At 46.6% G+C, this 12,992-nt stretch carries 10 protein-coding genes; 4 read left to right on the forward strand and 6 right to left on the reverse strand.

Going from position 1 to position 12,992, the window contains the following annotated elements; translation table 11 throughout:
* Positions 1-94: 94 nt before the first annotated feature.
* Positions 95-1,552: a pentapeptide repeat-containing protein gene (locus tag IQ257_RS26145; protein WP_193879839.1), complete on the reverse strand. Its 1,458-nt coding sequence runs from the start codon at positions 1,550-1,552 to the stop codon at positions 95-97.
* A gap of 201 nt (positions 1,553-1,753) precedes the next feature.
* On the opposite strand from IQ257_RS26145, the gene IQ257_RS26150 reads away from it, so the two are divergent.
* On the forward strand, positions 1,754-2,596 hold the full coding sequence (locus IQ257_RS26150) for a prephenate/arogenate dehydrogenase (protein ID WP_193879841.1): 843 nt from the start codon (positions 1,754-1,756) through the stop codon (positions 2,594-2,596).
* Positions 2,597-2,620: 24 nt separating this feature from the next.
* On the opposite strand, the gene IQ257_RS26155 is transcribed toward IQ257_RS26150, so the two are convergent.
* From IQ257_RS26155 to IQ257_RS26170, 3 genes are all read right to left on the reverse strand, one after another.
* A complete protein-coding gene (locus IQ257_RS26155; protein WP_193879844.1) occupies positions 2,621-3,175 on the reverse strand; it encodes a 1,2-dihydroxy-3-keto-5-methylthiopentene dioxygenase in 555 nt (184 codons plus the stop codon).
* A gap of 599 nt (positions 3,176-3,774) precedes the next feature.
* Positions 3,775-5,436 carry a GspE/PulE family protein gene (locus tag IQ257_RS26165; protein ID WP_193879848.1) on the reverse strand — a complete coding sequence of 554 codons (1,662 nt, stop codon included), beginning with the start codon at positions 5,434-5,436 and terminating at the stop codon, positions 3,775-3,777.
* Positions 5,437-5,870: 434 nt separating this feature from the next.
* Positions 5,871-6,302, reverse strand: a complete 432-nt coding sequence (locus IQ257_RS26170) for a hypothetical protein (RefSeq protein ID WP_193879851.1) — start codon at positions 6,300-6,302, stop codon at positions 5,871-5,873.
* Between the two features lie 281 nt (positions 6,303-6,583).
* Here IQ257_RS26170 and IQ257_RS26175 point away from each other — a divergent pair, with 281 nt between their 5' ends.
* The 3 genes from IQ257_RS26175 (at position 6,584) to IQ257_RS26185 (ending at position 10,945) form a co-directional block, all read left to right on the forward strand.
* Complete coding sequence (locus IQ257_RS26175) at positions 6,584-7,975, forward strand: NB-ARC domain-containing protein (protein ID WP_193879853.1); 1,392 nt, start codon at positions 6,584-6,586, stop codon at positions 7,973-7,975.
* 25 nt (positions 7,976-8,000) lie between these two features.
* The gene (locus IQ257_RS26180; protein ID WP_193879856.1) at positions 8,001-10,097 is read left to right on the forward strand and encodes a CHASE2 domain-containing protein; all 2,097 of its coding nucleotides are present in this window, start codon (positions 8,001-8,003) and stop codon (positions 10,095-10,097) included.
* Positions 10,098-10,210: 113 nt separating this feature from the next.
* Complete coding sequence (locus IQ257_RS26185) at positions 10,211-10,945, forward strand: DUF928 domain-containing protein (protein ID WP_193879859.1); 735 nt, start codon at positions 10,211-10,213, stop codon at positions 10,943-10,945.
* Between the two features lie 22 nt (positions 10,946-10,967).
* Here the strand turns inward: IQ257_RS26185 and IQ257_RS26190 are convergent, their stop codons facing one another.
* Both IQ257_RS26190 and IQ257_RS26195 read right to left on the reverse strand, forming a co-directional pair.
* On the reverse strand, positions 10,968-11,543 hold the full coding sequence (locus tag IQ257_RS26190) for a Uma2 family endonuclease (RefSeq protein WP_193879861.1): 576 nt from the start codon (positions 11,541-11,543) through the stop codon (positions 10,968-10,970).
* A 10-nt stretch (positions 11,544-11,553) separates the two neighbouring features.
* On the reverse strand, positions 11,554-12,992 hold a 1,439-nt coding region (locus IQ257_RS26195; protein ID WP_193933335.1), incomplete at its 5' end, for a CHAT domain-containing protein.

Genomic DNA, 12,992 nt, shown 5'->3' on the forward strand with positions numbered 1-12,992 from the left:
GGGAGGAAGAAGTCTCACACATTTCTCTTGTCCCCTTGTCTCCTTGTCCCCTTGTCTCCTTGTCCCCTTGTCCCCTTGTCCCCTTGTCTCTCAACTATCCTTCCTGCGGCATTAGAGTCCCTTGGTTCATCAACGGCTTACCGAAGGTGGGATGATCGTAAAGGTGTAACGTCTGATTGCTGGAGTTAATTGCGAGGGTTTGAGTGGGAGATTGGAAAAAGCTAAGTTTTGACCTCAGACTGGGAGTTAGTTTGGCGGGATCGATAGACTGGGCGATCGCTGTTAGTAGCTGCCGAATTCGCTTAGGCTCTCTAATACCCCAAGCCTTCAGATCATCTCCTTTGAGCCTGTTGACCAGAGCCAGTATATTAGCCTGAGTTGCGGCTGCATCTTTAAAGGGAAAAATGCCGATGTAAGCCAGAATGAATAATTCCGAGTTGCTGCCTGTAAAGGTGAGAGCCGTTTGCCGGACGCCGACTTCAATGCTGGGTGCTTTGCTGAGGGCAGGATAGGTTTGAGCAATTTGATGATAGGTCGATATCAACGCTAAATTAGCATTAAGGTCTAAAGGAGCATCAATAAAAATCTGCACGGTTGGTAAAGCTTCGTTAAAAAACGGTTGCGAATCTTCTTCGAGACGGAGGTGGACGATTTCGCTCCTGTCGCCTTCCGGACTCAGATCAACCCATTCGCAAATCATACCTTGAGTTTTTAAACCGACGCGGGACACCGCATGGAGTTTAGCTCCAGTCAGAGTAGCACCGGTCAAATCTGCCCCGATCCAGTCGGCATGGATCAGTCGCGCTTGGGTGAGGTCGGCGTAGACTAAACTGGCATTAAGTAAATTTGCATTACTTAAGTCAGCTCCCGTTAAGTTGGCTCCGCTTAGTTTCGCGTCACTAAGATTTGCCCAGCTCAAATTAGCTCCACTTAGGTCACTCCAGCGTAGATTAGCTCCACTTAGATCAGCTCCTTTGAGATTGGCACGGTTCAAATTGCATTGTTTGAGTTCAGTTTGCCTGAGATTGCTGCCACTGAAGTCAGTACGACTCAAATCAGCAGCGTTCAAATTAGCTCCTTCTAAAATGGCTTCTGTTAGAAATGCTCCCCGCAAGTTGGCTTCACTGAGGTTGGCGGAGCGGAGATTGGCTCCTCTGAGAGCGGCTTCTCGCAAGTCGGCACCACTGAAGTTTGCTTCCACCAGGGTAGCTCCACTCAATTTGGCGCGAATCAGTTCGGCGCGAATCAGTGCTGCCCTAGTCATTTCCGCTTCCCCCAAATCAGCTCGAATCAAGTTGGCAACGTTGAGGTTGGCTTGAGTAAGGTTGGCTCTCGATAAATTAGCGCCACTCAGTCGAGCAACATTGAGTCGAGCACGGCTCAAGTTCGCGCCGCTCAGACAGGCACCACTGAGATTGGCTACACTCAAGTTGGCATCACTGAGATTAGCACCGCTGAGATTCACGCCACTCAGGTTGGTTTCAGCGAGATTAGCACCAGAAAAATCTTTTATTCCTGCTGCATATCTGGTGAGAATTTCTGTAACATCCATTAAGGCTATCCCCAACTGACTCTAAGTGGATAAGTTTTAGACTAAGCGCTACCCACCAGTATTTCAGCTTCTTCAGAATCATCAAAGTCTACATTAGGAGGCAATGGGTAGCAACTCTCTAGGGCATTGACTGCCCAGAAGGATTCAGTATCCTCCAAAATTAACAAAATGGGGAGAATTTACCTTGGATAGTATTGAACAATGAATATCGGAATTGTCGGACTGGGACTCATTGGCGGATCGTTAGGATTGGACTTAAGAGGGTTGGGGCATCAAGTCTTGGGCGTCTCTCGTCAAGATTACACCTGCCAACAGGCAATTAAGCGGGGTGTAGTGGATGATGCGAGTGTTAATCTCACGCTTTTGGCAGCAGCCGATATCATTTTTATTTGTACGCCAATTGCAGCGATCGCGTCTACCGTACAGCAGTTAATTCCCCATCTTGCCCCAGATGCGATCATCACTGATGTCGGTTCGGTGAAAACGCCAGTTGTAGAGGCGGTTGCTCCCCTGTGGGATAACTTTGTCGGCGGACATCCCGTAGCTGGTACAGAGCGTAATGGCATTAACGCAGCGGTATCGGGATTGTTTAAAAATAATCCCTACGTCTTGACTCCCATTGATAGTACGCCTCTGGCAGCCGTGAAAGTTGTGGAGGAGCTCGTACATTCCCTTGCGGCTACTGTTTATTTTTGCCGTCCTACAGACCATGATCGAGCAGTAGCTTGGATTTCTCACCTACCCGTCCTTGTCAGTGCTAGTTTAATTGATGCTTGCATGGGTGAAACTGATCCGGTGGTATTAGAGTTAGTTCAGCAGTTAGCCAGCTCAGGTTTTCGGGATACAAGTCGGGTAGGAGGCGGCAACCCAGAGTTAGGGGTGATGATGGCACAGTACAATCGAGAGTTTTTGGTGCGATCGCTTCAATCCTGCCGTGATAGTCTCGATCAACTGATCGAATTAGTTGAACAAGAAGATTGGCAAGGGTTGGCACAAAGATTTCAAGATACTCAATCCCAGCGATCGCAGTTTTTTCCAAAGTAGGGATACGATAACAATACCAGTCCTTTAAACCACTGCCTCTGAGCAGAATTTAATATCCGTAGCTGTATATTCCGGCACCCAGCCTTCTGTCGTGGTGAAATAACGCACAGCTTTCACCCGCCGTGTGGGAGTGAGATGAAACCAATGTTCAGTATTCGCTGGCACGTTAATGTATTCCTCGGGTTGCACCGTCAACTCTACCTGAGAACCATCCGGACGTACAAATCCAAACACTCCCTCACCCGCAACGATGTAACGTACCTCGTTATCCGTATGATAGTGACAACGATTAAATTTGGACAGCATCGCCTCAAGATTTGGTACTTCTGGATGCAGCACGATTAAGTCGCGAGACTGATAGCCTGCCGTTTCCTTAAGCTGTTCAAAATAATCATCAAGAGCTTGGAGCACTTCCTCTTTTTCCTGATCACTTAAGGCATCCTTAGCAAGGAGGTTGTGAATTTCTGGATTGTCTCCTACAGACCAGTGATTGAGCTCAATGTTCAGCGGAGCCAGTTCTCGTATAATATCGTCTAACTGGGTGTAGGTCGTATCGTCTTCAAGTCGCAAAATTGCCATAGTAATACACCTTCAAATCGCCTACTTTACAAGCTTGCTGCTAATAACGCGGCACCGACTCTTGTGGCAGTAGCCGTTTGCATGATAACGAATTAGTTAAACTCTTGAACGGCTCGCCATTATCCTACTGCTTCAAAAACTGATAGCAGAACGGGTCCCAACAGGTAATAATGTCCCAAACATTCCAAACCGGCTGCCGCTCCAAATTGTTCCCGTTGTTGAGGACTGCCTAGACTCACATCTTGCACCTTTGTCGATAAGCCCGAAAATCAGCCCGGAGTTCAAACTCCGGGCTAATAGCTCAAGTCCATTGAAATGGACTGAAAGTCTTGTAGAGTCAGTATTTAGTCCTCGCTATGAGGACTTTATGTATGAGCCAGTGGTTTAAACCACTGGCGGTTGGTGAGGCTGGTGCAAGATGTGAATAGAGCTACTAGTGGACTGGCTACTGTAAAATTACTGAACTTCGCGATCGCATCGGATAAGGATGTAAAGAAACATCGCCATTCTGGGAATCTCTCCTAAGAAGGCGATCGCTCTTTGGTTGGGGACAGGGTGAATTTTGTCAAGTATTTTTTAATTGACCGACGCTGTAGCCCCTACTGGCGGTACAGAGCACTATGAGGCAAAACTCGCAGCACTTCTGTTAGAGTAGTTACTCCCTGAGTCACTTTCTCAATTGCTGCCTTCCGAAATGAGTCAAAATTAATTTCATTGAGGTAGTGGTGCAATTGGGTCATTGTCCCCTCATAAATGAGTTGCCGCACTGTGTCATCAATATTCAGAATCTCCACAATCGCTTCCCGTCCTAAGTAGCCGGAATTAAAGCACTTAGAACAGCCCTTTCCCTGACGCCACCGCCCCTGTCCCCCCTTACCAAGGGGGGGAGCTTCTTCCCTAGACAATCCTAACTTTCTCAAATCCGCTTCAGTGGGGGTATAGGGTTCGGCACAGTGGGGGCAAATTTTACGAACTAAGCGTTGGGCGACAATGCCTAATAGGGCATCACTGACTAAACCGGGGTCGGGTCCAATATCTTTGAGGCGGGGAATGGCACTGACGGCATCGTTAGTATGCAGGGTCGTTAATACTAAATGTCCGGTTAATGCTGCACGAATGGCAGTTTCGGCGGTTTCATTATCCCGGATTTCCCCGACCATGATAATATCGGGGTCTTGGCGTAAAATTGCCCTTAAACCTGCGGCTAACGTCATCCCGGCGGCTTCATGGACTTGGGTTTGGGTAATGCGGGGCAAGACGTATTCTACTGGGTCTTCTACGGTTACCACATTTACATTTTCAGTGGCGACGGCTTGCAGGGAGTTGTAGAGGGTACTGGTTTTACCGGAACCTGTGGGACCTGTGAGAATCACTATCCCTTGAGGTTGCTGCAACCAGGTTTTGTAGATATTCAGCTTGTGGGGGGAGAATCCTAAGTCTTGTAAGCCAGAAAAGGGATTTTGTCGGGGAAGTAAGCGAATGACTATTTTCTCTCCACCGACACAGGGGAGGGTACTTACCCGCATATCAAGTCCTAGTTCAGTTTCATCGCCGGAGGCATAGTTTTCGCCAATTCGTCCATCTTGGGGACGGCGGCTTTCGGCAATATCCATATTGGACATGACTTTGAGGGCGACGACGCAGGGGCGACTGATATCGGGGGGTAGGGTGGTGATATCTCGTAGAATGCCGTCAATGCGATAGCGGACGCGCAAGCCTTCGGGTGTTGGTTCGAGGTGGATATCGCTGGCGCGGTTGCGTAAAGCACCGGAAATAATGGTTGTAATCCGGGTGATTTGGTTATCGGCTTTCTTGAGGTAGAGTTCGGTGGTTTCGGTGATGTCTTCTTGTTCAGTTTCACCAGTCAGGGGGTTAACGATTGAGGTGGAGTTGATGCCGTTACCATTATAGGTTTGGGTGAGATACCAGGCGCGATAACTTTTTTCGGCAATCGGGATAATTTTAATGTCGGTGAGGGTGCGATCGCACAGTTTCTGGATGTCTTCTGGTTTGAGAGGGACGGGACTACCGAGGTAGTAACAGCCGCGCCAAAGTATGAGGGGAATTATGGGAGGTAAATCGCTGCGATTGGAGAGTTGGCGGAAGAAGCGGTGGCTAACTTCTGAGTCGAGGAGGTCGAGGTTAAGGATTCCGCGATCGTCTATGAGGAGTTTTAGGGCTAAATCGCAGGTGATTTCACAACTTTTCAACCGTTGCCAAGGAGAACTGCTTATCAATGTAGGTGTAGGAAACGTTTTCATTGCTGTTGTGTATTTAATTCTTTGGTACACATTTGTCGAAGATCTAAAGTCCTGCCATCTGGAGTAACCATGTAGCAGACTAACCTGTCAATTTCTGAATTGGGTACTTCTGGATAGGAAGTAATTACTCCCCATACACTGATGCGTGATTGATGTTGGACAGGGAAAGGATTAGTCTGTATCTCCAAATCTTCTGCTCCACCGTCGGCACTTACCTCACTTACGATAAGTGTGCTGAATATTAGAAGGGTACTCAATGAAATGGTTAGAGTAGTCAACTGTTTATTAATTGTCTGACGAGGTTTCATCTGTCGCTGCCTTTTCTTTGACATCAAATAAGATTTGTTTTAGACTAGTTCATGTAGTAGTAAGAGAATTACAACAACCAAGGTTATAGACCTTGGCTGCTGTTTTATAGGTCATACAATCACTAATCAACGACGAACTGTGTCACAGAGATACTTGCCTCCCGTGGCGCTAAAGCATGAGGTACGACGTTTAGCAGCTTCCTGAGGAGGAATAGGTGTCAGTGACGCTACGGTGTAATAGTTAACACCTGCAAAGGTATTGCCTAAACCGTCAAGATCATTAAATGTTATTGAGGTTCCCGTAGCTTTCTTGCTGTAATTCCATACTCTTGAAGGATATCCGTAAGCGGCTGGACGCCACATTTGGACGTACACGGTTTTACCTGGAAGGTTGGAAGCCTTAACAGTTAGATCAACGGTTGATCTTGAAATAGTGAGTAGGCTAGAAACTGGTATAGCCTGAGCAGACTGCATAGTTGGAGGAATGATGCCTGAGCTAACTAAAGAGATACCTGTCGCTGCGATCGCAGATGTGAAACGTTTCGTAATTGTAGACATAATTTTTGAGTAACTAGGGTTAATTCTGAGTACTTGCGTGAGGAAATTTGAGTCCAATAAATGCTATTACCGTTGATTAATCTGGAGTGAATGAACTCGTTTAAATTCCTCAAGTGAATCTATCCAAAATCTATCTGGATACCTAATGACTAATCGACCCACAGGTGTAGGGAATTGCGTAAAGAGGGTGTGGGGAGAAGTGTGGGTAAATTCGTGGGTTGGAGAAATAGGGGTAAGTTCGTTAGAATAATTGGTTAAAGGTGCTACAAAATGAAACGGGAATGCCATCTACCTCAGAGCCAAATGAAGCAGAGTTTGCAGAAGCGGCACTGAACTGGAAGTTAGAAAAACTCTATGCCGATCTCGCATCGGTAAAGGGGAAGCGACTTACACCCGTTGAAAAGCAGTACCTCAGAGCGTTGCTGTGCAGTTATAGTCCGAATGAAATTGCCGCTAAACTTCGGGTTAGCAGTGATACAGTCAGAACGTCTCTATCGAAGGGTTTGTACCGATACATCGAAGAACTTTTAATCCGTCAGGCTAGAAACACACTTCGGGTTAAAGATTGGAGTCGGGTTGCTCCCTTACTGGAACAAGCAGGGTATAAAAGTCAGAACTCCTTACCCGAATCTATGCCAGAATCGATTGAATCGAGCCATCTGCGCCGTAATTGTGAGGGATTACCGGATGTTTCGATTTTTTACGGACGCCAAGAAGAATTGGCAACCCTACAAGAGTGGATTCTTCAAGATGGCTGTCGCTTGATTGCTTTATTGGGATTGGGGGGGATTGGCAAAACGGCTCTCGCGGCTAAACTGGTTGGACAGATTCAGGCAGAATTTGAGTATGTGGTGTGGCGATCGCTTCGGAGTGTCCCATCCGTTCAGGAGTTTGTCACGACGTTACTCCAGGCTTTTTCTCATCAGCCAGACTGGGAAGGTTCTGCCACGGTAGACGTTCAGTTATCACGGCTGATGGAAGTCTTGCACAGACATCGCTGCTTGCTCATTCTGGAGGATGTGCAAATGGTGTTGAGTCGTGGGGAACTGGCTGGACAGTATCAAGTAAGTTATGAAGGCTATGGGGAACTGTTAAGACGCATTGGGGAAGAAGCGCATCAGAGTTGTTTGGTGCTGACGAGTTGGGAGATGCCCATGGGAGTTTCACTCCTGGAAGGTCAAACCCGACCGGTTCGCACTTTAAAATTAGAGGGATTAAACGAAGCACCCGCAAAAGCTATCTTGGCAGAGAAGGGTTTATCGGAAGCACAATTGTGGGAGGAACTGATTCGTCCCTATCGGGGAAATCCTTTGGCGTTAAAGATTGTTGCCACGTTCATTCAAGATGTATTTGGCGGTAGTGTCGCTGAATTTTTGAACCAGAATACCTTATTTTTAGGGGATTTTACTTATCTGTTGTATCAGCAGTTTAGTCGGTTATCGGAGTCCGAGCAAAAAATTATCTGCTGGTTGGCAAGTGAGGGTAAACCTGTTTCCCTCTCTCAACTGGGGCAGGGAATTGGGTCGCTAGCACCCCGGTCTGAATTACTGAAAGCCTTACAATCGTTAGGACGGCGATCGCTGATTGAGCAGGTTAAGGTTGGGAGTGAGACGCTGTTTACCCTCCAGCCTGTGGTGATAAAGTATGCTCTAAATCAAGCGTCCTATTACTGAGTAAAATCTAGAACTTTTTCCAGAAATGCTTCAGCCAGGGATGCTACTGCAAAACCGCTATCGAGTCATCCAACCCCTGGGATGTGGGGGTATGGCTCAAACCTTTGAAGTGGACGATGCTGGTACAGCCAAAGTTCTGAAACTTTTACTACTACAAAATTATCCTAAAGCTGTCACCCTATTTCAGCGAGAAGCCAAGGTACTGAGTCAACTCAATCATCCAGGGATTCCCAAAGTAAAACCCGATGGTTACTTTTGCGTTCATCCCCCAGAAAGTGCGAAGCCATTGCACTGTCTGGTGATGGAAAAAATTGGCGGCTGGGATTTAAAAGAGTGGCTAAATCATCGCGGGAATGAACCGCTCACCCAAGCTCAAGCTATTAACTGGTTAAGACAACTGGTAGAGATTTTAGCGCTAATTCATCAGCGACAGTATTTTCACCGAGATATCAAGCCAGCCAACATTATGTTGAAACTGGATGGACAGCTTGTGTTGATTGATTTTGGGGGTGTCCGAGAAGTCACAGAAACCTACTTACAAAAACGTCAAGGTAATTCAATCGATACAACTCGGCTGCATACACCCGGATACGCACCGTTGGAGCAAGTTAATGGTAAAGCGGTTCCCCAATCGGATTTCTTTGCCCTTGGGCGTACCTTTGTGCATTTACTGACTGGAAAACCTCCCCTCAAATTTCCGACTAATCCTGATACCGGTCAGTTGATTTGGCGCAGCGAAGCACCCCAAATTTCTGAGTCGCTGGCAGAGTTAATTGATTCTTTGATGATGCCGTTTCCAGGTCAGCGACCCCAGAACACAGGGGAGATTTTGCAAGCACTAGAAAAGGTTGAACAGTCTTACACAACTCAACCCTTACCCACTCACCAAACACCGACAAAAATTATACCCCATCCGTCAGTATTTAAGGGTGAGTCAGTTGTTAGCCCCATCCTTTCCTGGGTCTTCAACGTTGGCATCTCCAGTGTAATAGTAACCAGTTTAGTCCTGGGGATGCGATCGCTGGGTGTATTACAGCCTTGGGAACTTAAAACGTTTGACCAATTCCTACAATTACGACCCCAAGAAGCACCCGATGATCGATTGTTAATTGTGGAAGTGACTAGAGAGGATATCGAAGGATTAGGCGGTGAATATCCCCTAGAGGATCAAACGATGCTGCAATTGTTGAAAAAATTAAACCAGCATCATCCCCAAGGGATTGGGTTGGATATCTATCGCGATCGCCCAGAAGGGGAGGGGCGAGGGGAGTTAATTGCATACTTAAAACAGAGCGATCGCATTATTCCCATTTGTACCCATCCCAATGAACAAGACTCGAAGGGAGTTTTGCCCCCACCTGAAATCTCAGAAAAGCGCGTTGGTTTTAGTGATATTATTCCTGACGCTGATGGTATTGTCCGCCGCCATCTTTTGGCAATGGATGAACCGGAAAACTCTATCTGTTCAGCGTACTATGCCCTGAGTTCTCAACTGGCACTGCGCTATTTACAGGATAAAGGATTTTCCCTAGATTTTCCCACGGCAAAGCAGTGGAAAATTGGCACTGTAGTTTTTAACAACCTGAACGCTTACAGGGGGTTTTACCCTAGGCAATCTAAGGGACATCAAATCATGCTGAACTACCGGATGACGGGGGGAGAGATTGCCAATACGGTTACGCTGACAGAGGTTTTATATAACCGAATTAACCTCGCCTGGATTGAAGGCAAAATCATTCTGATTGGCGTTACTGATCCCACAGTAAAAGACTATTTCAAAACACCAGATAATCAAGAAATTAGAGGCTTGCAGATTCATGCTCAAATGGTGAGCCAGCTTATCAGTGCGGTTGAGGATGGACGAATTTTATTGAGGTTCTTCCCACTGTGGGGTGATGCTCTTTGGATTGGAGTTTGGGCATTAGGAGGAGGGATAATTACCTGGCAATTCCATTCCTTATTATACCGAGGAGTGGCGGGAGGAATTGTGCTGATTAGTTTAGGGGGGATGTGCTTTCTCGTTTTTGTAACCGAAGGTCTATTATTGCCGCTTATCCCCTCAACCTTGGCATTCCTAATGACTGGCATCATTATGGCTTCAATCATCCATTGGCAACGGTAGGTAACGAATGTAACCGATAAACTAACTCAGAACCACAATTCATCCGTTACATCCGCTAAAAAAATCCGTTGCCAATTCTCTGATGAAATAACCTTTATAGATCCGGTGAAGTTATGATTCAATTAAAATTTGCACTGCTCATTATTTTAATCGGGCTTCTTGAAATAACCAGCTTCCTGGCACCAACCCAGGCAAAACTGAGCCAAACTTCCCCTAAAGCCTCCGATCCCCAAAAGCCACCGCGTAGTGGTTCACCCGATGGACGGGAACCCGGAGGAACCCGTGGACCTTGTGAAGATGTAGGTAGTCCGTTTACACCCTTATTACCGGTTACGGATAGTGAGTTTTCTGGATTTACCCTAACTGAATATCCCACGTTTTGGTTTTATATTCCCTATCAAACGAGTAGCGTCAGTTCGGGAAAGTTTACCCTAGAGGATCGAGAGGAGAATTTAGTCTATCGGCTGCGGTTTAAACTTCCTGAAACCCCTGGTTTTGTCCGTGTCAGTCTGCCAACGACGGAAAAAGCGTTAGAGAAAAATAAAGACTATCGCTGGACGTTAATGCTGTATTGTACCTCTCCGGGGTCATCGGAACGCGATCGCGTGTGGCATCAGGGATGGGTGGAACGATTGGAGATGCCGGAGTTAGAGAGTCTGGTGCAGACAGCACCTTTAACACAACAGCTTGAACTGTATATTGAGAATAATATCTGGTATGATGCTTCAATAAATTTACCCCAAATTCGGAACAGTCCCACGGATTGGGAAAGGCTATTGAGAGCGATAGGTTTGGAGGAACTTGAGCAAGAAGCGATCGCGGGGGACGTGGAGGGGATGGAAAATTAATCGAAAAAACTGTTTTTCTATTTTAAGGCGATCGCTTTTTGGGAGGAAACAACTGATTCGTCGAAACTATAATCTCTGGAAAAGCAACCAGTGAGAGGGTAGTCTCATCATTGAGTAAGATTTCTTGTTGATAATTCTCACCTTTTGGTTGCCGGAAAACATAAACCTGTCGTTTTTGTACATTCAGTACCCAGTATTCTCTAATCTCAGCTTTAGCGTAGGCGGAGGCTTTCTGCTTACGGTCAGTATAGAGGGTGGTGTCTGCCACTTCTACAATTAGGAAAATGTCATCGGGTGTAGGGTGGGACTCTTGATACTCATCGGCATTGATGCCGACTACAGCGACATCGGGTTCCGGTTCGGAGTTGGGACGTAGAGTAATGGGCAATTGAACGCGAATGGTTGCCCTACCTGTCAATAAAGTTCTGAGAGAGTCGGATGCACGTTGAGTGGTGGCGGCATGGGGAGGTTGTTGGGGACTCATTTGTAGGATTTGACCTTCTAAGAGTTCGACGCGATCCTCATTTGTAAGAATTTGCGCCTCAATCATGCGGTGATAATCATCAACAGTCCACAAGCGTACTGGGGTTGAAGTCATAATCCAATTCCTACCACGGGCTACCAATCATTGTAAATCCTGCCCAATAATAAGGATGGGATAAAACTTGATTTCCCCGTGCGGCTAATTCCTGGGGTAAATCAATTCCTTCTAACTCGCCAATGCCTTTTAACTGACCCTCTTCTAGATACACCTCTCCCCGCAACATAGCCAGTTGAGCTTGGCGCAAGGCTTCAGTTTTAATGGTAATATCGGGTTGGCGTAAGTGTTGATAGAATCCACTCATTAATGCCAGGGTACTTTCATCGTTGACATACCAAAAACTGGCTAAGGCTGACTTTACTCCTGCTTGCACAGCTAACCCCGCAAACCCTAATTCTGTTTCTATATTTCCCAGGGCAGTACGACAGGCAGAGAGGACTAATAATTCGACTTGCGGTGGCAGATGCCAACCCATTTGTCGCAGTTGGTTTAACCTGAGTTTAGTATCCCAAAGTTGAATATAAGAGTTGCTGGAGTCTCCTTCTTGAAAGTCAGCATGGGTTGCCAGATGGATAATTTCAAACGGTTTTCTCCGACTTTCTGACTTGAGAGTATTCAGGGTAAATTGTTCGTTGAGGAAGGAGTCCCCTGACCACAAGTGTTGAGTAATCACTTTCAGTTCGATTGGCACCGCAGGCAAAGGCTTCAACTCCTCGAATGTGGAGGCTCCCATACCGAGAATTGGGGTATCTTTGACGGCTTTATAACGGGTATTGGTAAGGCTAACGCTGGGGATAGAACCGATGCTGTATTTTTCTACTAGAAACTGTTTGCCATCGTGCAGTGCTGCCATGGGAAGCTGACGCAAACCCGCATCCATACAGAAGATAAGGGTGTCAATTTCTAAGTCTTCTAAGTCAGATTCAATGGGGGCAATGAACCATTGATAAAGTTGCTGGGACGATGCCAGATAACCACGGGATTCTGTAATATCGGTGACAGTCTCATAGAACTCCTCTACGGTTTGTTCGAGCGTAATAAAATTGGCTTGGGGGATGAGTTTGCGGATATAAGTATCTTCAGGAAGGACTAAGACGAGTTCTAATCCTTCAGTGAGGTGACGTGCATAAACAACAACAGCACGTTTTCCGGTTTGCTGTTCGATAGTTTTGAGGGTTTCGCGCAGACTTTCGGCGGTGACTTCTTCATCGGTGAGGTTTTCGCCAAAGTATTCTTCAAATTGATCTTCAAAGAGTTGGTCGATTTCGGCGACAATATCCTCTTGTTGGTTAACGCCTAGTGGGGGGATGGGATTGTTGACGTTTAGGGATAGGGTTTGTTCGTGAGGAATTGTCCAGTTGAAGCGATAATCTCCAGTTTCGGGGTTTTGGACAATTTCCGTATCCGCTTGCAAAATATTCCCCACTCGTAAGGCTAGGAATTCTAGGGGATTTTCGACGGGAATCACTGAGGGGTTGGGTTCTGGAACGGGGATGGGGGTTGCTG

It is taken from the genome of Coleofasciculus sp. LEGE 07092 (genome assembly GCF_015207375.1).
In the GTDB taxonomy this organism is placed as follows: domain Bacteria; phylum Cyanobacteriota; class Cyanobacteriia; order Cyanobacteriales; family Coleofasciculaceae; genus LEGE-07092.

Bases quoted from the DNA above. Each gene is read 5' to 3' on its own strand.
- IQ257_RS26145 (WP_193879839.1), bottom strand. From the start codon at position 1,552: ATGGATGTTACAGAAATTCTCACCAGATATGCAGCAGGAATAAAAGAT.
- IQ257_RS26150 (WP_193879841.1), top strand. From the start codon at position 1,754: ATGAATATCGGAATTGTCGGACTGGGACTCATTGGCGGATCGTTAGGA.
- IQ257_RS26155 (WP_193879844.1), bottom strand. From the start codon at position 3,175: ATGGCAATTTTGCGACTTGAAGACGATACGACCTACACCCAGTTAGAC.
- IQ257_RS26165 (WP_193879848.1), bottom strand. From the start codon at position 5,436: ATGAAAACGTTTCCTACACCTACATTGATAAGCAGTTCTCCTTGGCAA.
- IQ257_RS26170 (WP_193879851.1), bottom strand. From the start codon at position 6,302: ATGTCTACAATTACGAAACGTTTCACATCTGCGATCGCAGCGACAGGT.
- IQ257_RS26175 (WP_193879853.1), top strand. From the start codon at position 6,584: ATGCCATCTACCTCAGAGCCAAATGAAGCAGAGTTTGCAGAAGCGGCA.
- IQ257_RS26180 (WP_193879856.1), top strand. From the start codon at position 8,001: ATGCTTCAGCCAGGGATGCTACTGCAAAACCGCTATCGAGTCATCCAA.
- IQ257_RS26185 (WP_193879859.1), top strand. From the start codon at position 10,211: ATGATTCAATTAAAATTTGCACTGCTCATTATTTTAATCGGGCTTCTT.
- IQ257_RS26190 (WP_193879861.1), bottom strand. From the start codon at position 11,543: ATGACTTCAACCCCAGTACGCTTGTGGACTGTTGATGATTATCACCGC.